The sequence below is a fragment of the Vibrio breoganii genome, from assembly GCF_001677275.1.
GTDB classification, from domain to species: Bacteria; Pseudomonadota; Gammaproteobacteria; order Enterobacterales; family Vibrionaceae; genus Vibrio; species Vibrio breoganii.
On sequence record NZ_CP016178.1, the window covers coordinates 1,217,881 to 1,238,828 of the forward strand.

Genomic DNA, 20,948 nt, shown 5'->3' on the forward strand with positions numbered 1-20,948 from the left:
GCTCTATTTTGTACATACTTCCGAGCATAATAAGCAATGTTTGAGCTTGTTGGATAAGTAGGTAAGAAGAGGCTAATAAGTGTTTGCGACGATCAAATTTGATGTCTTAGATAAGAAAAGTCAGCGAAGGTTTCGCTGACTCGATAGCTGAAGCTTGTTATGTTAGAGCGATGCTTAATCTTCTGATTTACGATCAGCGGCTTTACGTTTGTTACGCTCTACTTGGGTTTTAACGAAACCCTCTAGCTCTTTCTCGCCCCAAGCTTGTGCTTGTGCTTCAGTTTCGAAGCCCATTTCTCTCTTAGAAACAGTTGTTCTGCGAGATGTCACTTGGCGAACAATCTCGGCACACCAGCCATTACGCTTTTCAATAGTGCGTACCGTGAATTTTTTACTATCAGACATATGTAATTCTCTAAAAATCTTTTCATTACTTGGGTTAAAAAGCTCTTCCCAAGCGTATTGCCAACACAAGCTAGCTTGGTTGAACACTATAGATGGCATTTATAGATAATACCATCTATTGGAAGGGCGCCATTAAAACATAGAAGCCTGCTTTAATGTATTTATTTATCGGGTTAACTATTCGCCAATCTGGAAGATTCGCCAGAACTCTAAAGCGAAAATACATTAATGAAATGAATTCGATACATTTCTTTCACTATTTGCTACTAAAGTCGGGTCGGCAGTAACCAAAAACCATGCGTGTAAAATTGCATAGTTACGAGTTGCGCAAACGTTTGCGTCATGATAGATTCCGCGCCATTAATCACCTGATATTGATATCACTTAGAGGCAGTATGTTTAAATTGATAAAACAAGCATTGATTGTAATGGCAACGTTAACGATTATTCCTGTGGCAAACGCAAGCGAAATGAAAAGCGTCAGCGTTGAATCTCACGCAGCGCCAATGCAACCGATCATGATTCAAGGCCCAATGCCTATTGAAGCTGAGTACTTTGCATCACTACTGACTGATGTGAGAATGGAGCAAGCAGGTAATGCTAAGTTTTACATAGGCAATTTGAATGGCTATCCCATTGTTGTTGCTCAAACGAGTAAAGGTCTAGAAAACACGGCAGCAGCAACAGCTGTCGGTATCGAACGCTACAGACCACGCGCTATTATCAGCCAAGGAACATCAGGCGGTCACGATCCTTCTTTACAAGTGGGTGATATCGTACTTGGTAAGCGCTCAGTAAACTCTAATAACTTCAAAACACCTAAGCTTGCGGCTGGCGAAGGTTCTGACTCTATGAACTGGATCCCTATGGATATCATGGCTTCAGAAGAAAGCGCCGGTGAAGGTGATGCAGCGGTAGACGCTGAGAAGATTCGCTACTACATGGGTAACAGCGAGCTACTTGCTTCTGCACATGCCGTTAAAAGCACTTACACTCGCGGAAAAGTCGTCGAAGGCACAATTGGTAGCGGTAACTTCTGGAACAATGAAATTGACCGCATGACATGGCTACACACCAACTTCGGCACAAGCGTTGAAGAAATGGAAACGTCATCTGCAGCAATGATTGCTGATGCCTACGGCATTCCATTCCTTGGCGTTCGCGTTCTATCAAACAACTTAACCAACAATGGTAAATACGATCCTTCAACAGCGGCTGATTGCCAGAAGTTTGTTAAAGAGATCATTCTTCACTACATCTCAACGTTGTAAGTCGACAGAAGAAATGACCAACACCTCGCACTATACGGGGTGTTTTTTTATGTGCGATGTGGTCCCCATCAGTACTGTCTATTCAATGAAGAAGCTCAATAACCACTTACCCAGTTTGATATAATGACGTTATTCTCTTCTTGATGGCCTTCCTATAGTCTCTAAACATGCCTATTTGTATCAGGTTGGTCTATTTATAGAGACTGCAAGGTTTAACAGAATATCTTCTATTGCAATGCCATTGGTTTACCGACAAAGTAGTGGCCAGTTGATCTCATCTATTGAGACTTAAACCGTCCTACATCTATCACATCAGGTCTCTTAAATGTCTAAATCAGACTCTTCTACAACCAATGCAATTATTGATAACTTTGTAGCGCCAAAGTGTCTGGCTAGGCTAGAGATACTGTATCAAGATGATGACATTTTATTGATTAACAAGCCGAGTGGTTTGTTAAGTTTATCAGGCAAAAATCCGCTCAATTGGGATTCGGTGCACTACCGTTTAGTTAACGGTCAAGACGCTACTGAAGTAGAAAAAGCAACACCTGCATTTGTGAATGCAAAACTGCCTCATCGACTAGATCTGGGGACTTCTGGTGTTATGGTGGTAGGGCTTAATCCTGCGGCATCAAAGAGCCTTAATCAGCAGTTTCAGGCACGTACAGTGCAAAAACGATACCTAGCCATGTTAAATGGATGGGTTGAAGCCGATAGCGGCCAAATATCAGCCCCTATTGCTAAAGATAAGACACTGTTTCCCCGTGTAAAGATTTGCCACGATACGGGCAAAAGCGCCATTAGTGACTATCAGGTCATGGGTCGCTTGGCTAACCCTCCTAGAACGCTGGTGCAATACACCCCTGTTACGGGCCGCACCCACCAACTGCGTATTCATAGCCTTGAGTTCGGCCACCCTATAATGGGCTGTGACCTTTACAACAGCGCAGATCTAAACAGTAGCCATGACCAACAAAGCAAGCCTAAAGCAGAAGAGTTCTCTCAACGCTTAATGCTGCACGCCAGCGACATTTACTTCACTCACCCCACCACTGGTGAGGCTATGCATGGACATAGTCCAAATCCGTTTTAAGCTATAGCCGGCACACTAATTCCTTGATTCGGGGTTATATTAAATTTAATAAAGAAAAACCGACTACCAATAAGTTAGGTAAATTTGTGTCATGTGACCCCTTTACAATGGAACTAATCTAAATCCAATTGACATTGAGTAAGTACATTCAATGCAGAACGGTCACAAGAAATGTCTACCCACTGATCTTCAAATTGAGCCAGTGATGTATCACTCGCGGTATAACCCCAGATCATATCTGCGGTGACTCTACCTTCTAGGTCTATTTCATTGTCTTTGTCTTCTACTTTAACTTCCTTAACCCAATATTGATTTTGAGTCGAATAGCCATCTAGCTCAACCCAAGAGCCGTTTAATGTATCCACTGAGATACCATCTTCAAACTCTGTGGTTGCATCAATGATAAAATCAAAACCATTGATCGTCGCGACACCATCGGCGTAGCTCGCTTCGCCCTCAATAGAAAATTCCAATTCACTAGAATCAAAATCGAGTTCACTTTCAAAATCCACTTCCAAAGCGTCGAGGGTGTCAGAGGTCTCTGATAGAGTGACTTCAACCAGCGCGCCAACCACTAAGTTAGCTATCGAGCCGTCATCAAATTGAGTCGCACTGCTAATATTGATAAGTGCTCCACCGGACAGTTCGAACTGCGTATTTGAGCTGCTAACCCACGTCACAACGCCTTCAATCTCCAGTCCTTTTAATTCTTCATCATCTTTAGGGTCCACTTTTGACGCAACAAATATTCCATTGGAGAATTCACCGTACACCTCAACCCACATCCCCAAGGCAGGAGCGGTTCCATCAACAAATGCATTGCTATAATCGACGTTAATTCCACCAAGAACAAAGCTCTGGCTGTTGTTATCTAAGCTGGTAATCTTCCCTTCAATTTCGGCAAGGCTCGCGTTTGATACCGAGGTGACATTGGTAATATCCCACGACAAATCGGGTAACGCATACCCAAATATCATGACCCAATCATCACTCAAAATGGAAGAATCATCATATTCAACCTCAATGCCATTTACGATTAGCTTGCCATTTGTATTAGACGTTACGCTTCCAACATTAATAGGTAGTAGATAAATCGCTTCTAAATTATCTTCTAGTACCACGACCTCTACCATTTGCCCTGTGGTTAGTAGTGATATTGACAATGAGTCATCTAAATATTGAAGTTGCTCAGCCCCTAACTCTATTTGTCGACCGTTCACCTCAAACTGATTGTTTTCCAGAGAAACAGATTCGACCATACCACGTGCGGTATAAGAGGTGGTACTTCCTGATGTCCCGCTAGAGTCCCCGTCAGAACCGCCACAACCGGCAAGAAAGAATGTACTTAGGAGCCCGCAAACTGCCATCGTGATTTTCATGATTCTGTCCCTTATGAACGCATGTATTCTGACCAAATTATAGCTCATCTATGAGCTACTATCGGGGAGCATCTAATTAAATTAGTTGAGACGGAGGGGACACATTCTGGAGCACCAGAAGTGGACCCCAATGGTTGGACACATAAGCTAATTCCTTAAGTGGTTGATCCAGCTCATGCAGCGTATCTCTGCCTACCGAAGTAGACTTCATCAGGGGTTAGGTCATTGAGGCCTTGATGGTTACGCTCCTCATTATAAAACACCATGTAGTGGCCGATTTCAAGTTCGGCTTCACGGGGCGTGGTGTAAGCTTTTAAGTAAACCTCCTCATATTTCAGACTTCGCCATAATCGCTCGATAAAAACGTTGTCGATCCAACGGCCTTTCCCATCCATGCTGATCCGTACGCTATGGTCGAGCAACTTCTGTGTGAACTCAGTACTGGTAAACTGGCTGCCCTGATCTGAGTTGAAGATATCGGGTGGTCCGTAGTGTTGAAGCGCATCTTCAAGAGCATCAATACAAAAGCCTGTATCCATGGTGTTCGAGAGGCGCCAAGACAACACCTTACGGCTGTACCAATCGATAATGGCAACCAAGTACAGGAACCCTTTAGCCATCGGAATGTACGTGATATCAATAGCCCAAGCTTGGTTGGGGTAAGTAACTTCGATGTCACGCAATAGGTAGGGATAAACCTTGTGTGCTTTGTTCGCCAGTGTCGTTTTTGGCTTGGGATAAATCGCTCCAATGCCCATTTCACGCATGATCCGAACGATACGCTTGCGATTAACCTTATGGCCTTTTTTAGCCAGCTCAGTTCGAACACGCCTACTGCCCATGAACGGATACTGAAGGTGAATTTCGTCAATCATTCGACGCAATTCAATCTCCTCAGTAGAAAGTCCGATGGGTTGGTAATAAGCCGTAGAGCGAGCAATATTAAGAAGCTCGCACTGGCGCTTTATCGGTAGTTGGGTGGATTTATCCAGCGAACTCTTTCGCTGTGCTCGATCTAACGACCGAGCACTTTCGCCAAAAAATCATTTTCCATGGTCAATTGACCGATCTTAGCGTGAAGTTTGTCCACTTCTTCAGAATTGTCTTTGCCCAACTGACTTTCAGAGGCAAAGATCATGGCTGCATTTTCAAGCAGCTCTTTCTTCCATGTTGAGATCTGGTTGGGGTGCAGGTTGTACTTCTGTGCTAACTCAGCGACAGTTTTATCACCTTTAGCGGCAGCCAATGCCACCTTAGCTTTAAATTCGGGAGAGTGGTTTCTGCGTTTTCTAGTCATAATCTGCTCCAGTATTTCTGGGTACTATCAAAACAGATCAATCACTTAAAGTCATGTCCGAAAATCGGGGACCACTTCTGTCTGACCGTATCGGTCATAATTCTTCTATTTCACACGTATTGATGTCAGTTAGTTTTTGACAATGCGTGCTGCTCTACAATGAATGCGATCGCTTCATCATTTAAGCAAGATTTACTGACATATTGGCGCTGCTTACCCATATGGAGGATAAACCCTAGATCGCTCTGTTGAAGTTGGTCGATTTCATTCCAGGCGATGTTATTGGTGTTATTGCCATTTTTATAACTCATACCGCTAGAGTTCACTTGAAATGTCACTTTACTGCCAGCGCTCGCACTGAACGTTTGGCGCCACAACCACCAACCTCTCTTAAAATAAACACTACACGCTTCAATAACACTCAACACAATAAAGAACCAACCCACATAGCCGTTAGGTAGTAGCTCAAACTCTAATAAAACCACACCAAAAACTAGAAAAAGAACCACTTTTAGATAGTCTTTTAGAACATTAGGAGGACGGCTAGTTTCATCATAACACTCAGCAAAAAAGGTCTTGTCGAGCGTGTACTCTGTGGTGAAATCAAAATCTTTAGACATATGTGGCTACTTTAAGGCTCTCGGTGAATGAGTATTCTATGTTGGAATCTCGCAACTGGAGCATTGTATAGCTTCTTGGCGCTTTTCTTTAGCTATTTTGGTCTTCTTTTAAATCAAAAACACTTAGGGTCTGTCGTATTCAACGGAACAAATCGGTCAATATTGTGGTGCGGTGAATCAACTTCCCAGGCTATTTTCAAAGCGTGATAGGCAAATAACCCGGAGGAGAATATGAGCTACCCATGTGAGCCAGTTCGTGGCGGGGCGAACATGAGTTACAACCTTTACTCTACTAATTTTTATTGCACCGAAATTCATTTCAAACGATACTGTAATGCTGCGTTGATTTTACCGCACTAACTACCAACACGTAGTTTTAACTTGATGTTAAATACACAGGTACTCTGGGAGCAAGGAACCATACTCTCTGATAGCTTCCAAACCACGGAAGCTAAACACCCTCAACCAGACCCACAATGGATTGAACTAACAGTAGCAAGCCCAAACAAAACAGAGTTAACCTTCGCATCTAAGCAGTGTATTGCACTCTACTTAGAACTCAGAGAACACGAAGACATCCAAGAGAACACTGAAGCACAAGCAATGTGTATTCAGTACCGTGAAAGCGAGACACATCAGTAGATGTTTAAAGGGGCATTCTATTGCCCCTTTATCAATATATCTCCATCTATCACTTTCCTTTGTGCGAGCAAAGTGAATGGGTTCAGTCTGTATCTAATCAGAGAAAGTGTGACTGTATGCAAGGATGATCTTCTGTTCAGCGCCGTAATCATTGTCAGTCACAATGCCTAGCAAGTTGATAGAGTCTTTCTTAGTGAACTTGTACCCCATACCTGCGCCAAGCCAGTAACCAAAGTAGTCATCAGAGCCTACTGAAGCGCCTGCGAATGTAATCACGGTAAATTCTTCTGTGACTGGCTTTAAAGAGAAGTAACCAAGGTAACCACCGGTACTGTCACTAGGGTGCAATACGTATGGGTTCGATGGGTCAAAGTCTGGCTCACCCTCATTCAGTGGTCTTTCACCATCGGTGTAGTTAAAGCCTGCCATTGGGAAGATCTGCCAACCCGCAGGTTCTATACCGAAATATGAAAGGGGTACAAATGTCCCGACGCTGTAGTTGTTGAAGTTGGAACCGTCTTCATATTCGCTCTTGCCGAAGTTGAAGTTCACAATACCAAAGTTAAACAACCATGAGCCGCCTAGCGTCCACTCTTCACTATCTGGGTGATATCTGAGGTTGATTTTCTGTGCGTCACTGAGGCCAATAGAGCCGGAGATCGAGTATCCAAACTTTTCAGATTCAAAGTTGTAGTCGCCCGCTAACCCTAGTTTTGTCACCACGCGAGTTGGGTCATCGACGTGCTTATTCTCGTTGTCGTAAATATCCTTTTTAGACTCTGAACGACTAGAAGTACCCTCTTCTGTCGTGTTTGAGGTATCTGCGAGCACACTTGTGGCATTCAAACCAGCAAAGAGAATAATTAAGCTCGTGGATAATTTACGCATTAGTGGGCTCCTGTGAAGATTCACATGCTCATAGAAAATAAAGGGAAGAAGCCAGCGGAGATTAGGCTCTAGAGAGGAACAATTCCGAGAATTGATCTCGCATAGTGTAAGGCATGAAGTTAGAAGAGACTAATTCTTTGTATTTATATGTGCTATTCACTTTAGATATGTTGCTTTTACGAGGTTGACGGCTGGGAGAGTGCAAATATACCGTCGTCTGCGGGGTGTTTTATTGGGAGCCTATTCATTGGTTGGATTGTTTAGGCCCTCGATAGAAGCGCTCGGGGGTGACGCTAATTAGGTGTCGATGGTGAGGATGTGTTTGGCTCAAATACAAAGAAACCGTCGCCTCCGAGGTCTCTTATCGGAGACCTCTTCAACTTCACGGCTGGTTAGACCCTCGATAAAAGCACTCGAGGGTGACGCGTATCAGGAGTTAGCACCTTCAACACAAAAAACCATCGTCTCCGAGGTCTCTTATCGGAGAACTCTTCTACTGCCGGATTGCTTAGACCCTCGATAAAAGCACTCGAGGGTGACGCGTATCGGGAGTTAGCCCCTTCAACACAAAAAACCGTCGTCTCCGAGGTCTCTTATCGGAGACCTCTTCAACTACCGGATAACTTAGACCCCCGATAGAAGCACTCGAGGGTGACGATACAGCAGACTCAGGTAGGACGTGTTTTTAATTGAATTAGGCCACCTAAGCCGCTTCAATATTCGTCGTCACATACGGTAGCCACGCGTTTTGGTATAGCTCCTTCGACTGAAAGCGGTAACGCTTGATTTGCGAGCGTTCGATATCCGTAAAATCACGATCTTCAATGGCGGCTAAGCGCTCTATTTTTTGTACTTGCTCGTAGATACTATGCTCATAGCCATTTTTCACATCAGCAATATCTTTAAGGTGAAGCTGAACCTCTGCAATAATGTTGGTTTTTGGCAGTTGCACTAAGACATTCAAGTCACGATAACCAGACTCGGTTGGCTTTTTGAAGCGGTTCTTCACTTTTACAATCGTCGCTTCACGCTCAAGTACTTCATAGGCATTCATCAGGCTGGAGATATCATTGGCGACTATGGTTGCGCGTGCTAAATCAGTGATTCGCTCCGCTTTGCCACCCAGCTCGTATTGCACTTTTTCTTGTGCTCGTTGTTGTGATTTAACACCTGCGAAGTAGGCTTCTGATGAGGTCAATAATGCTGTGCTTTTACATAAGGTTTCTAGCTCAGATTGAGCTTGGTGCGCTTTGCTATAAAGCACGTCAAAATCGGAATAAGGTTGAAGTGGAGAAACGTCGTGATTTGGGATGCCGTAAAGCCCACTCAAGCTATATTTGAATTTAGCTGAGCACACTTGGCCTTGATTGTTGTTCGATCTAGAGTTGTCGTTATTTGGTGCTACTGGGACTGCGGCGAACGCAGGAACACGAGTCAGTACTAACAGAGATAGTACTGCGGCACGCAAGAATAAGCTCATTGGCTCTCCTATTTTGTTTCGACTCAAAAACGGTATCGTAAAAAGACTGAGTGAAGACAAAATGTGCGTCTGATTAAGATATTGGGACAGAAGCTAAAAATCCAATGGCTTTTTTGTTTTTGTGTTTCTAAATGTGAATACAGTCACATTGAGATGAGTTTTTGATTACGTAATAAAGAGTGCAAGTCATTGAAATAAAGATAAAATTAGATGGATAACAACGATTCTACTTCCCTACCTTCTTCCAAGCTACCTGTTACCACAATGCCGTACCTCAGATAACCCCATTAGCGCTGTCACCGCCTATTCGTTAATCACATTATTGTTATACATTAATACTATTTCCAAACATTCATCAGTCTGTTTATTTTATTTCTAGTGCAGACGGTTTCATTGAAATCACTCGCACCGACATGAGGTTCTTACACTATTCATTAATTAAAAAAAGCATAAATATGAAACTACAAACAAAAACTCTAATCGCTACTTTTTTGGCAACCACTCTATCCTCACACGCATTCGCCCAATTGGACCCAAACAAAGCTCCATCGGAAAACTTCGATTTGACCCATTGGAAACTGAACGTTCCCATTGAAGATGTTAAACCCGAGCGTAAAGGCTTGGTCATGGAGGTTTCTGCTGCTGAGCTTAACGAGGGTTACACTCATCCAGAATGGTTCTACACCGACCCGCAAAGCGGAGCGCTAGTATTTGTTGCACCGAACAAAGCGATGACTACGCCAAACTCTAGTAACGCTCGCTCTGAGCTGCACGCTATGCTGGCCGACAATCCAGAGATTGGTACCTATGAGCCAGCAAATAACTTTGCTGTAGCCTCAAACAAAAATGCTGAAGACTATGCGGCGGTTGGCGGAAAGCTGAGCGCTGAACTTGCGGTCAATCATGTAAGCTTAAGTGGCGATCACAGACACAATGACTCTTTCTCAGTGGTAATAGGACAAATACATGCTCGCCACAACGAACCACTAAAGATCTTTTATCGTAAGCTACCGGATCACGAATACGGCTCGGTTTACTGGAACTACGAAAACAATGCATTGGGAGATGATTACCACAAACGTCTCGATATTTCTCACAATGTGTTTGGCAAAGCAAAGCTACGTTTTGGCCAAGAAGACCCGCAAGATGGGGTTAAGCTGGATGAGAAGATCTCTTACACGGTCAATGTTGAAGGCGACATCATGCACCTTGAGTTTATTAAGGATGCAGATTCCGATAATCCGGTGAAAAAGACGTTCGCAATGAATATTGCTGAAGGGAACTATCTAGGCAATAAATATGATGCCGGTTATGCACAGTCACTCTTCTTCTACAAAGCAGGCGCATACAACCAATGCAGTACTGGGGTAGTGCGTTGTACTAACAATGGTATGGAAGCTGGCGACTATACCAAGGTGAGCTTTTACCACCTAGAACTCGACCAAAAGTAAGACGCTTCGCTAACGCTGTATAGTCAAAAAAGGGATCTCTATGGAGATCCCTAACCCTTTGAATCTCGCTCATTTCAAATAGGGTGTCGTTTTCAAACTGTGCTTTAGTAGTAAGTGTTGAGTTGTTCATAATGACCTCTGTGTAATAAGTTGATTTGCGTCTTAAGTTGAGGCTATTTTATGGGCGATTTGAAAAACCCAACAATTGCATATGGCGGATGCGACACGACGGAGGAATTTTGTAGTGGTGGTGCCGAGATGGAACTCAATTCGGTGATTAGAAAAACAAAACAGGGGCCTCATATGAGGCCCCTGTTTGCTATCTGCATGCAGATCACGAAGTCGGATCTTGGTAATAGAGTCTTTTACTCTTGGTTACCGTCAACCGTAAATGATTCTTCAATTCTTCGTAGTTCTTCCTGCTCTTTAAGCTTCGCTTCTTCTTGAAGCGCAGCTTTGCGTTCATTCATTGCCTTCTTTTCTGACTTAGTCAAAAACTTCACAGCTTTCTTGTTGGTCAGTGCATAGGCGACTACGTCTTCACCTTTTTCACGGCGTTCATTGACTCGCTGTGAGAAGCGCTCGTTATCACGTGCTTTACGCTCAGCTGAACTTAATTTGCTCATGTTTCATACCTATATTAAAAATTCGGTAGGCCTGTTGCTACCTTCAAGTAAACAAATGAGAGGTCATTCATATAGCTGATGGGGCGATTTTAGCATAGATACTGGTGCAAATAGTGATATGGCGGAATTGAATAATGACAGAAAGGAAGGGACCTCAGAGAGAGGGTGAGTCACCTGAGGCCTTCTGGGGGATCAGAACTACTACTGTTCTGAGTTTCTCTGCTAAAAGAAATCGTTGTTCCCACAAGTAAGTCTTACGCTTGACCGCTTACTTAGGGAGGCCAACCTGCTGGTAAGAGACAACAAGTCAGCCTATTGACTGATACCAACTCAAGCACAAGCTTAAGTTGGTAGATGAGCCCAAAGGCTCTTAGTGACGGACGCGAGAGCCGGTGAGCTCTACCGCACGTAACTGAGCAATGGCTTTCGCTAGTTCAAGCTGTGCTTGAGCGAAATTAATATCCGTATTGCCTTTATTGATGTTTTCGAGTGCTGCACGTTTTGCTTCTTCTGCACGAGCACGGTCAATATCTTTGCCATGCAAGGCGGTATCTGCCAAAACGGTCACCACATCAGGTTGCACTTCCACTAAGCCGCCAGAAACATACAGCACTTGCTCTTTTTGTTTCTCGCCAGTAACGAATACCGTTACCCCTGGCTTAATTTTGCTAAGAAGTGGTGAGTGACCTGGGCGAATACCCAGTTCACCGTCGGCTCCTGAAACCGCAAGGGCATGTGCAGGCCCTGAAAACAGCGTACCTTCCGCACTTACGATGTTAAGTTGAAATGTATTCTCTGTAACTCCGATAGCCATAATGCACCCTGCCTCTTAGATAGATTTTGCTTTTTCAAGCACTTCGTCGATAGAACCACAGTACAAGAACGCTTGTTCTGGGATATCGTCGTATTGACCGTCTAGCAAGCCTTTAAAGCCAGAGATAGTTTCGCTTAGTGGAACGAACACACCTTTTTGACCGGTAAATACTTCTGCTACGTGGTAAGGCTGAGTTAGGAAACGTTCAATCTTACGAGCACGAGATACAGTTTGCTTATCTTCTTGAGAAAGCTCATCCATACCTAGGATAGCGATGATATCTTTCAGCTCTTTGTAGCGTTGCAGCGTTGTTTGTACGTGCTGTGCTACGTTGTAGTGCTCTTCACCTACAATCTGAGGATCAAGCTGACGAGAAGTAGAATCTAGTGGATCGATTGCTGGGTATAGACCAAGCGCGGCGATGTTACGAGACAATACAACTGTTGCATCCAAGTGAGCAAAAGTGGTTGCTGGCGATGGGTCAGTCAAGTCATCCGCAGGTACGTATACCGCCTGGATTGAAGTGATAGAACCTTGGCGAGTTGACGTGATACGCTCTTGAAGCACACCCATCTCTTCAGCCAGTGTTGGCTGGTAACCTACCGCTGAAGGCATACGGCCTAGCAGTGCTGATACTTCTGTACCCGCAAGTGTGTAACGGTAGATGTTATCGATGAATAGCAGTACGTCACGGCCTTCATCACGGAAACGCTCAGCCATAGTTAGACCTGTAAGCGCGACACGTAGACGGTTTCCCGGTGGCTCGTTCATTTGACCGTAAACCATGGCCACTTTGTCGAGAACGCCCGCTTCCTTCATCTCGTAGTAGAAGTCGTTACCCTCACGAGTACGCTCACCTACACCGGTAAATACTGATAAACCTGAGTGAGCTTTCGCGATGTTGTTGATAAGCTCCATCATGTTGACGGTTTTACCTACACCCGCACCACCAAACAGACCGATTTTACCGCCCTTAGCGAAAGGACAGATAAGGTCGATAACCTTAACACCGGTTTCTAGCAACTCAGTGCTGTTTGCTTGGTCTTCATAAGAAGGCGCTTCACGGTGAATTTCGTAGTTTTCTTTCTGGCCAATCTCACCACATTCATCGATAGGTTGACCTAGCACGTTCATAATACGGCCTAGTGTCTCTTCACCTACAGGAACTGTGATTGGAGAGCCTGTGTTCTCAACTTCAAGGCCACGACGAAGACCGTCTGAGGTACCCATCGCGATACAGCGAACGATACCGCCACCCATTTGTTGCTGAACTTCTAACACTAGCGAGCCTACATCGTCGCCTAATACTGTTAATGCGTCATAAACGCGAGGACCGTTATTGTGGCTGAATTCGACATCAACCACCGCACCGATCACTTTTACTATTTTTCCAACACTCATGTCTAAATCCTCAAATTCTTTTCCGAACCCTATACCGCTTGGGCGCCTGAGACGATTTCGCTCAGTTCTTGGGTTATGGCAGCCTGACGCGCTTTGTTGTAAACCAACTGTAAGTTGTCAATCAGTTGGCCGGCGTTGTCGGTGGCCGCTTTCATGGCTACCATTCGGGCTGCTTGCTCACACGCAATGCTCTCTACAATGCCTTGGTACACTTGCGACTCGATGTAGCGGTGTAACAATTCAGAGAGAATGTCTTTTGGTGCTTGCTCGTAGATGTAGTCCCAGCGACGTGCTTCTCTTGCATTTGCGTCTGCTTCTACATCTGACGGGTGTGGCAGCAATTGTGCTGTCGTTGGCTCTTGCACCATGGTGTTAACGAACTTGTTGTAAACCAAATACAAACTGTCGATCTTACCTTCGTCATAGTGTTCCAACATGGCGTTTACTGTGCCTAAGATGTCTTCCAATTTTGGAGAGTCACCTAGACCTGCAGTTTGCGCTACGACGTTGCCGCCGCGTTGGAAGAAGCTAATAGCCTTAGAACCGATTAAGGTGGTATCAACCTCTACACCCTTCGCTCGCCACTGTTGCATCTCTTCAAGCACCCTCTTGAACAAGTTGTTGTTCAAGCCGCCACATAAGCCGCGGTCAGATGAAATGATGATGTAAGCAACACGCTTTGGCTCACGTTGTTGAAGGTAGGGATGTTGGTATTCCAACGAACCCGATGCGACGTGAGAGATAACGTGACGCATGTTCTCGGCATAGGGGCGAGTTTGCTCCATATGGTCTTGAACTTTACGCATCTTACTTGCCGCAACCATCTCCATTGCACTGGTGATTTTTTGAGTGTTACCAACACTGCCTATCTTGGTGCGAATCTCTTTGGTATTTGCCATTATCTGCTCCTATTTGTTTCGATTTCCAGTCAACAAACCGGAGCTTACAGTGACTGCACTGAGACAAAGCCTTTCAGTATCTCGTGTAAACCCGCGTCAATTTCGTCGTTGTAATCACCCGTTGCGTTGATTTTTGCCATCAACTCAGGGTTTTGGCCGTTTGCGTAAGCCAACAACTCTTGCTCGAAATATCCAATCTTAGAAAGCTCGACATCACCCAAGTAACCCTTCTCTGCAGCGAAGATAACTATCGCTTGAGCGGCTACTGACATTGGTGCGTACTGTTTCTGTTTCATCAGCTCAGTTACACGCTCACCATGGTCAAGCTGCTTACGAGTTGTCTCATCTAGGTCAGAAGAGAACTGAGCAAACGCTGCCAATTCGCGGTACTGTGCAAGTGCGGTACGAATGCCACCAGACAGTTTCTTGATGATCTTACTCTGCGCTGCACCACCTACACGTGATACTGAGATACCTGGGTCAACCGCTGGGCGTAAGCCTGAGTTAAACAGTTGAGTCTGAAGGAAAATCTGACCATCAGTGATTGAGATTACGTTAGTCGGTACGAACGCCGATACGTCACCTGCTTGAGTTTCGATGATAGGTAGAGCGGTCAATGAACCTGTTTTACCTTTCACTGCACCTTTAGTGAATTTCTCTACGTACGCTTCGTTTACACGAGCTGCACGTTCTAGAAGGCGTGAGTGGAGATAGAAAACGTCACCAGGGAATGCTTCACGACCCGGTGGGCGTTTAAGTAGTAGTGAGATTTGACGGTAAGCAACGGCTTGTTTAGACAAGTCATCATAGATGATCAGTGCATCTTCACCACGGTCACGGAAATATTCGCCCATGGTACAACCTGCATACGGAGCAAGGTATTGAAGTGCTGCTGATTCAGATGCTGAAGCCACAACGACGATAGTGTTTTCTAGAGCACCGTGCTCTTCTAGTTTACGCACTACGTTGGCGATGGTTGATGCTTTCTGGCCGATAGCCACATACACACATTTAACACCAGAGTCTTTCTGGTTGATGATGGCATCGATTGCCATTGCGGTTTTACCCGTCTGACGGTCACCGATGATAAGCTCACGCTGACCACGACCGATTGGCACCATAGTATCAACGGCTTTGTAGCCTGTTTGAATGGGTTGGTCTACTGACTTACGCTCGATTACACCCGGAGCAATCACTTCTACAGGATCAAGCTGCTCATAACTTACAGCGCCTTTACCATCGATTGGTTCGCCTAGCGTGTTTACCACACGACCAAGCAGTCCGTTACCTACTGGCACTTCCAAGATACGGCCTGTACCTTTTACTTTCATGCCTTCAGAAAGGTCGGTGTAAGGGCCCATTACTACGGCACCTACAGAGTATTGCTCAAGGTTAAGTGCTAGTGCGAACTTGCCACCTGGTAGTTCAATCATCTCGCCCTGCATAACATCTGCAAGTCCGTTAATGGTGATGATGCCATCACGAACAGAGACGATGGTACCTTCGTTGCGAGCTTCAGTGCTCACATTAAATTTCGCGATACGCTCTCTGATCAGATCGCTAATTTCATTTGAATTTAATTGCATATCTGTTACCTATCTCGCGTGAAGTTGACTAGCTAGTCGGGTGATTGATGTGTCTACTGAACCATCAATGATTGTTTCGCCTGCTTGGACGACAATCCCACCCACCATTGTGTTGTCTAGCACTTGCTCTAGTTCAACTCGACGCTCTAATTTCTTCTCAAGTGCGGCAGTAAGTGCCGTAACTTGCTCTTGTGTAAGCGATTCTGAGCTTGTGACAGTGACAGGAATAACACGCTCATGTTCATCCTTAAGTTCGGTAAACAGTTCAAACAACTCTCTTACAACCGAAAGACGACCATTCTCTGCCAGGACTTTGATTAGGTTTACGACGTGTTCGTCTACGAGTCCTTGGCAAACCTCAATAATGATGTCGGCCAGAATTTCGGCTTGCTGTGTGCCTGCACCTTCTGCTGAAGAAATCTCACCCGCGATGGTTTCTTCTTCTGCCACAGCTACAAGAATTGACAGCATTTGTTGCCACTCTTGTAACTTGTTCTCACTCAAAGCAAAGTCGAACGATGCTTTGGCGTAGGGATGAGCAATAGTTGTGTACTCTGACATATTGCCTCCGCTTAGATTTCGCTTATCAATTGATCAACCAGAGCTCGGTTCGTTGCTGAATCCAGGTTCTTACTAATCAACTTCTGTGCACTTTCAATTACTGCGTCTGCCATTTTCGCCTGAAGTTCCTGACGTAATTTTTGACGCTCGCCTTCTAGTTCGGCTCTACCTTGCTCCAAGATGCGTGCTTTTTCTTGTTCAGCTTCTTGCTGAGCTTGGCTGATGATTTCACTGCGGCGTTTATTGCCTTGTTCAACCATTTCAGTCACATTGCGTCTTGCATCTTCGATGAGTTGAGCACCATTCGCTTTCGCTATTTCTAGCTCTTTCGCTGCATTTTCTGAGTGGCGTAAGCCTTCAGCGATTTCTTTTTGGCGCTCGTCTAACATCGCGGTGAGAGGTGGCCATACATATTTCATACATAGCCAAACAAAAATCACGAATGAGATTGCTTGTCCGAGCATGCTTGCATTTAAGTTCATACCTTCCTCACTAAATCTTGATTACTTATAAATCGGTCTTTTCAAAGCTTATTAATTGTTGAATTAAGCTACTGCGAAGATGATGTATAGACCGATACCCACACCGATCATCGGTACAGCATCCACAAGACCCATCATGATGAAGAATTGAGTACGAAGCATTGGAGTTAGATCTGGCTGACGTGCAACACCCTCTAGGTATTTACCTGCTAGGTTACCGATACCAGATGCGGCACCCGCTGCACCAAGACCAATCAGTAATGCACCTGCTACATATAAAACTGCGCTTACGATATCCATTTGTATCTCCGATATATAAATTTGTTAATTAAATCTGTGTTAATAATTAATGGTGTTCTTCGACTGCCATTCCTAAATAAACGATAGTCAGTACCATAAAAATAAATGCTTGTAAGAAAACGATTAAGATGTGGAATAAAGCCCATGGAACACTCAGTGCCCATTGCATCCACCAAGGCATTAATGCAATCAGGATAAATATCATTTCACCTGCGTACATATTTCCGAATAATCGTAAACCTAGTGATATTGGTTTTGAAATTAACGTAATAAGTTCTAAAACAAGGTTAACTGGGTATAACAGTGGATTATCAAATGGTTGAGTTGTTAGCTCTTTAATAAATCCTTTCAGACCTTTATTTTTAAACGTATACGTTAATAGCAGAATAAATACACCCAGTGCCATCGACATCGGGACGTTCACATCCGCTGTCGGTAGATCTCTAAAGTGTGTTAGTCCCATAGCGCCGGTAAGCGATGGCACCAAATCAATTGGTAGTAAATCGACTGCGTTCATTAACAGCACCCAAACGAAGGTGGTTAATGCCAGTGGCCCAATTAATTTATCTTCTGCCTGAAAAATTTCTTTTACTAGATTGTTTACAAATTCAAAGATGACTTCGATAAGGCATTGAAAACGACCCGGAACGCCACTTGTTCCTTTAGTCACAACGTATCGAAAAGCGCCAATAAACAGTAAACCAGTTATCCAGGACATCAACATAGAGTCTACGTTGAATGCCCAGAAACCATCACCTGTAGTTAAGAAGGTTAAGTGATGCTCTATATACTCGTGAGCGGTAGTAACATTTTCCATACTACGCATACTCCGACTTGTTAGAGCCGATAATAAATGGTGTTAAGAAGTACCCAATCATTGTCACAATGTATGCTTCTATAATTACTGGGTTGTCCAAACCGAAGAATCGGAAGGCCAGAATAAACATTACAAATGTATAAATGAGTTTCACTACACGACTCATTTGCATAAGATCGCGCAAGCTATAATTTGGGTTTCTTTGCACTTTAAGGCTTGCATATATAAAACCGATCAGCGGTGGTATCATCGCAATAACGACACCTAATACTGCAGATTCCATATCTATTTTATTACCAAAAAACACTTCAAATAAAACTACACCGATGGCTAATACTACTTGGCAAAGAATAACTCTTTTTGCAGCAACAAGAATGTCCCCGCTGATTCCATCCAGCCTCATAATTTAACCTCGTATTTAGCAGTAACATTAATATAAAAAACAGTCGAAAGTGAACTCGTTCCTAGAAACTGACTCTTGGCTACTCTTTATATTTCCCCACGAAGGTTAGCTATATAAAACTTATTGGCTATCGCTTCGATATGGATAAGTTACGCCTAAAGTTCCGTGATCAAAATACCAAATACCGACATCAATCATTTCATTTTTGATAACTGCGTCATTTATTTATGAAAATTGAGCAACTGACACTAGATGCGTTCATTTATAGCGCTTGTAACTGCAACCAGGTGCACAGCACTCTTGATTGATATCAATTTAATTATTTATTCACTATAAATTTGCAAGGTAACTATTCAAAACTGAAATGGTGTGGAATATAAGGAGTTATTACTACTTTGTTGTGCAACCCAAGCAATAGAAACTGATGGAATATCAGAGATACCCTGCAAAGACCTTTATTTACAATTAATATGAAACCAACTAAATATAGATACGTAGATGTTATGCAAGCCATTTATTATTAATAATAAATATAATAGTAATACAGTGATCTTCTTCATACATTAAGGAGTAATTCGATGATAATATGCCGCCGCTCACACCTAATACTATTAATGCATCACTAAGGTAAATCTATGCACAGCAGTGCCAGCTTGAGCCACCCTCAATCTCAAGACAAGTCATTGGAAAACGTATGTAAACGTCTTCTTCAGGAAAATAGCTTTCACAATCAGAGTGAATTACGAGAAAGCTTAATCAAAAATGGCTTTGCTGGAATCAGCCAATCAACGGTTTCACGTCTTCTGACTCAACTAGGGGTTATCAAGGCGCCAAACGCCCTAGGTAAAAAGATTTACTGCTTAGCACCAGAAACCAGCGCCATACAGTTTGATTCATCTATTGCTTCTCAGATCGATTCCGTTGCAGACAACAAATCTATGATTGTAATAAAGGCAAAGCCTGGCAGTGCCCAGCTGATCGCTAGATTGATTGATTTTGACGCAGACAAAGCCATATTAGGCTCCATTGCCGGTGATGATACTGTGTTAGTTATACCCAGTGATGTGGAAAATATAGAGCAGTGCAAACAGGCGGTGCGAAACATACTAGCACTGAGCTGACCTTCTCTTTCAAGAACCAGTAAGCTTTAAACCAAAAAACCCTAGAAATGGACTATCCACTTCTAGGGTTTTAGTTAGAGCATGATTTACTTGGCTACGTTACCTGCGACATTCAGGGCATCCCACGTACGAGCAAATGGAGGAGCGTAGCAGAAATCCAGATAACCCAATTGCGATGTGGTCATCTTAGCTGTGATGGCTACAGCGAGAGCATTGATTCTGCTTACTGCGCCCTTCTTACCAACGATCTCGCCACCCAAGATTACTTTGGTTTTTGGGTTATAAATTAACTTCACCTTAATGTCTTCTTGACCAGGGTAATAGTCGGTTTGATTTTTGTCTGAAATCACAGAGATCTTGTGCTCAATGCCAGACTCTTCGGCTAGTGCCTGAGTGACACCCGTACAAGCCATCTCGTAATCTAAGACTTTCAAGCACGAAGAACCTAGGAAGCCTTCCAAATAAACATCTTTACCTGATAGGTTATCTGCCATCATTCGAGCTTGCTTATTCGCCGTTGTAGCAAGCGGTAGGTATACCGACTGGTTCAAAGCAATGTGGTGAGCCACAGCGCAATCGCCTACAGCGTAAATGTGCTCGTCTGCTGTTTGGCCGAACTCATTCACCAGCAGTGCACCTGTTGGATGTTTGTCTAAATCAAACATCTCGGTATTCGGCTTAAAGCCCAAAGACATGACGACCACATCTGCAAATACAGAGCCTTTATCTGTGATCACTTCGTAACCACCAGCTTCAGCATCTCGAATGGCTTCTACGCTGCAATCAACTCTTAAGTCCGCACCCGCTTCTGTAATACTTTGCTCTACGGCAGACACCATATCTGCGCCAAACTGGCGGCTCATTACGCGAGAGGCGCGCTCAATGATAGTCACCTTCTTGTTTAAATGGTCAGCGGCGTCAAATACCTCAAGACCAATAAAGCCGGCACCAATGACACAGATATTTTGATTTTTCTCTTCAGCAAAAGCTGCCTTTACCGCTAATCCGTCTTCTTGACTGGTAAGAGTAAAGACATTTTCTGGGTTATATTCACCAAAACTAGGCACTATCGGTCTTGCGCCGGTGCAGATGATCACTTTGTCGTAATCAATACGCTCTTTTTGTCCATTAGCTAATACTTCCACTTGTTTGTTGTCTCTATCAATAGAGACAACTTCAGTAGAGATTCGCAGATCCAGGCCTGACTTAATCGCCTGCTCTGGCGTACGAGAAATCATTCGCTCAGTATCATCAAACATGCCACCAGCGAAGTAAGGCAAGCCACAACCGCCAAAAGAGATATAGTCACGCTTTTCGATAACAACCACTTCATCACTTGGCTGATTGCGTTTGTATTTTGCCGCAAAACTCATACCCGCCGCGTTACCGCCGATCACCACTATTTTCATACT

General features: G+C 44.0%; 22 protein-coding genes. 5 read left to right on the forward strand and 17 right to left on the reverse strand.

The genetic code is table 11. From position 1 onward, the window contains the following. Positions 1 to 174 precede the first annotated feature (174 nt). Entirely contained in the window at positions 175 to 405 is a 231-nt protein-coding gene (locus A6E01_RS18295; RefSeq protein WP_026012860.1) for a DUF3622 domain-containing protein, read from the reverse strand. 395 nt (positions 406 to 800) lie between these two features. Between A6E01_RS18295 and A6E01_RS18300 the strand changes: the two genes are divergently transcribed. Beyond that, complete coding sequence (locus A6E01_RS18300; RefSeq protein ID WP_017031637.1) at positions 801 to 1,676, forward strand: 5'-methylthioadenosine/S-adenosylhomocysteine nucleosidase; 876 nt, start codon at positions 801 to 803, stop codon at positions 1,674 to 1,676. A gap of 325 nt (positions 1,677 to 2,001) precedes the next feature. After that, positions 2,002 to 2,769, forward strand: coding sequence for an RluA family pseudouridine synthase (locus A6E01_RS18305; protein WP_017028240.1), 768 nt, complete (start codon positions 2,002 to 2,004; stop codon positions 2,767 to 2,769). A 113-nt stretch (positions 2,770 to 2,882) separates the two neighbouring features. Here the strand turns inward: A6E01_RS18305 and A6E01_RS18310 are convergent, their stop codons facing one another. From A6E01_RS18310 to A6E01_RS18325, 3 genes are all read right to left on the reverse strand, one after another. Beyond that, positions 2,883 to 4,148, reverse strand: coding sequence for a DUF5666 domain-containing protein (locus tag A6E01_RS18310; RefSeq protein ID WP_017028241.1), 1,266 nt, complete (start codon positions 4,146 to 4,148; stop codon positions 2,883 to 2,885). 173 nt (positions 4,149 to 4,321) lie between these two features. After that, a protein-coding gene (locus tag A6E01_RS18315) for an IS3 family transposase (RefSeq protein ID WP_102477418.1) occupies positions 4,322 to 5,445 on the reverse strand; the annotation gives its coding sequence in 2 pieces (ribosomal slippage) (positions 4,322 to 5,193 and positions 5,193 to 5,445; 1,125 coding nt in all). 125 nt (positions 5,446 to 5,570) lie between these two features. After that, a complete protein-coding gene (locus A6E01_RS18325) occupies positions 5,571 to 6,065 on the reverse strand; it encodes a YcxB family protein (protein ID WP_017028242.1) in 495 nt (164 codons plus the stop codon). A gap of 384 nt (positions 6,066 to 6,449) precedes the next feature. Here A6E01_RS18325 and A6E01_RS18330 point away from each other — a divergent pair, with 384 nt between their 5' ends. Further along, positions 6,450 to 6,707: a hypothetical protein gene (locus A6E01_RS18330; protein ID WP_065210949.1), complete on the forward strand. Its 258-nt coding sequence runs from the start codon at positions 6,450 to 6,452 to the stop codon at positions 6,705 to 6,707. Between the two features lie 93 nt (positions 6,708 to 6,800). Here A6E01_RS18330 and A6E01_RS18335 read toward each other — a convergent pair whose 3' ends face one another. Next, the gene (locus A6E01_RS18335) at positions 6,801 to 7,595 is read right to left on the reverse strand and encodes a hypothetical protein (protein ID WP_017028250.1); all 795 of its coding nucleotides are present in this window, start codon (positions 7,593 to 7,595) and stop codon (positions 6,801 to 6,803) included. Positions 7,596 to 8,298: 703 nt separating this feature from the next. After that, on the reverse strand, positions 8,299 to 9,075 hold the full coding sequence (locus A6E01_RS18340) for a RelA/SpoT domain-containing protein (protein WP_017028251.1): 777 nt from the start codon (positions 9,073 to 9,075) through the stop codon (positions 8,299 to 8,301). Positions 9,076 to 9,530: 455 nt separating this feature from the next. On the opposite strand from A6E01_RS18340, the gene A6E01_RS18345 reads away from it, so the two are divergent. Next, the gene (locus A6E01_RS18345) at positions 9,531 to 10,526 is read left to right on the forward strand and encodes a polysaccharide lyase family 7 protein (RefSeq protein WP_065210950.1); all 996 of its coding nucleotides are present in this window, start codon (positions 9,531 to 9,533) and stop codon (positions 10,524 to 10,526) included. A 365-nt stretch (positions 10,527 to 10,891) separates the two neighbouring features. Here A6E01_RS18345 and A6E01_RS18350 read toward each other — a convergent pair whose 3' ends face one another. The 10 genes from A6E01_RS18350 to A6E01_RS18395 form a co-directional block, all read right to left on the reverse strand. Then, positions 10,892 to 11,152: a hypothetical protein gene (locus A6E01_RS18350; RefSeq protein ID WP_017031646.1), complete on the reverse strand. Its 261-nt coding sequence runs from the start codon at positions 11,150 to 11,152 to the stop codon at positions 10,892 to 10,894. Between the two features lie 370 nt (positions 11,153 to 11,522). Continuing rightward, positions 11,523 to 11,966, reverse strand: coding sequence for a F0F1 ATP synthase subunit epsilon (locus A6E01_RS18355; RefSeq protein WP_017028199.1), 444 nt, complete (start codon positions 11,964 to 11,966; stop codon positions 11,523 to 11,525). 15 nt (positions 11,967 to 11,981) lie between these two features. Further along, the gene (atpD, locus tag A6E01_RS18360) at positions 11,982 to 13,367 is read right to left on the reverse strand and encodes a F0F1 ATP synthase subunit beta (protein ID WP_017028200.1); all 1,386 of its coding nucleotides are present in this window, start codon (positions 13,365 to 13,367) and stop codon (positions 11,982 to 11,984) included. Positions 13,368 to 13,396: 29 nt separating this feature from the next. Next, complete coding sequence (atpG, locus tag A6E01_RS18365) at positions 13,397 to 14,266, reverse strand: F0F1 ATP synthase subunit gamma (protein ID WP_017028201.1); 870 nt, start codon at positions 14,264 to 14,266, stop codon at positions 13,397 to 13,399. 44 nt (positions 14,267 to 14,310) lie between these two features. Beyond that, entirely contained in the window at positions 14,311 to 15,852 is a 1,542-nt protein-coding gene (atpA, locus tag A6E01_RS18370; protein ID WP_017028202.1) for a F0F1 ATP synthase subunit alpha, read from the reverse strand. Positions 15,853 to 15,861: 9 nt separating this feature from the next. Beyond that, entirely contained in the window at positions 15,862 to 16,413 is a 552-nt protein-coding gene (locus tag A6E01_RS18375) for a F0F1 ATP synthase subunit delta (RefSeq protein ID WP_017028203.1), read from the reverse strand. Positions 16,414 to 16,424: 11 nt separating this feature from the next. Beyond that, positions 16,425 to 16,895 carry a F0F1 ATP synthase subunit B gene (locus A6E01_RS18380; protein ID WP_017028204.1) on the reverse strand — a complete coding sequence of 157 codons (471 nt, stop codon included), beginning with the start codon at positions 16,893 to 16,895 and terminating at the stop codon, positions 16,425 to 16,427. Between the two features lie 63 nt (positions 16,896 to 16,958). Continuing rightward, positions 16,959 to 17,195 carry a F0F1 ATP synthase subunit C gene (gene atpE, locus A6E01_RS18385; protein WP_004730405.1) on the reverse strand — a complete coding sequence of 79 codons (237 nt, stop codon included), beginning with the start codon at positions 17,193 to 17,195 and terminating at the stop codon, positions 16,959 to 16,961. A gap of 46 nt (positions 17,196 to 17,241) precedes the next feature. Next, positions 17,242 to 18,012, reverse strand: coding sequence for a F0F1 ATP synthase subunit A (gene atpB / locus A6E01_RS18390; protein WP_017028205.1), 771 nt, complete (start codon positions 18,010 to 18,012; stop codon positions 17,242 to 17,244). A gap of 1 nt (position 18,013) precedes the next feature. Then, positions 18,014 to 18,415 carry a hypothetical protein gene (locus A6E01_RS18395; RefSeq protein WP_017028206.1) on the reverse strand — a complete coding sequence of 134 codons (402 nt, stop codon included), beginning with the start codon at positions 18,413 to 18,415 and terminating at the stop codon, positions 18,014 to 18,016. Between the two features lie 635 nt (positions 18,416 to 19,050). Between A6E01_RS18395 and A6E01_RS18400 the strand changes: the two genes are divergently transcribed. Further along, on the forward strand, positions 19,051 to 19,536 hold the full coding sequence (locus A6E01_RS18400; protein ID WP_065210951.1) for an arginine repressor: 486 nt from the start codon (positions 19,051 to 19,053) through the stop codon (positions 19,534 to 19,536). 86 nt (positions 19,537 to 19,622) lie between these two features. On the opposite strand, the gene A6E01_RS18405 is transcribed toward A6E01_RS18400, so the two are convergent. Beyond that, on the reverse strand, positions 19,623 to 20,945 hold the full coding sequence (locus tag A6E01_RS18405) for a CoA-disulfide reductase (protein ID WP_065210952.1): 1,323 nt from the start codon (positions 20,943 to 20,945) through the stop codon (positions 19,623 to 19,625). Positions 20,946 to 20,948 lie beyond the last annotated feature (3 nt).